Source organism: Phormidium sp. CCY1219, from assembly GCF_055795085.1.
In genome coordinates this window covers 1-334 of sequence record NZ_JAYFEQ010000402.1, presented here as the reverse complement: position 1 = coordinate 334, position 334 = coordinate 1, and the positions used below count along the sequence as shown (strand labels likewise).

Sequence of the window (334 nt, the reverse complement as noted above, 5' to 3'; positions counted from 1 at the left end):
CTACCCTTTCACCATCATGTTGAAAGACACAGAAGAGGACTCGTCGGTAGAAAAACCAGAATACAGACTCAAGTTAGGCCCAGGAAGTAAAACAACAGGGATAGCAATTCTCAAAGAAAACAAAGGAATTTGGGCAGCCGAACTCAATCATCGCGGCTTCTCAATTCAGCGGTCCTTAGAATCTCGCCGTTCGTTAGGGGGGAGTAACCGAATTAGCAACCTTACTCTGTCTTGCGTGAAGTGTAATCAGAGAAAGAGAAATAAGCCTGTGGAGCAATTCCTAAAAAAGAAACCGGAATTACTGAACGAGATTCTGTGGTCTGCCAAGCGCCCA

Annotated in this window: 1 protein-coding gene; it reads left to right on the top strand. The window is 45.2% G+C overall.

Features of this window, described 5'->3' with window-relative positions:
• Positions 1 to 13: 13 nt before the first annotated feature.
• A partial coding sequence (locus tag AC0QH1_RS08480) for an RRXRR domain-containing protein (RefSeq protein WP_324630620.1) occupies positions 14 to 334 on the top strand: 321 nt, incomplete at its 3' end.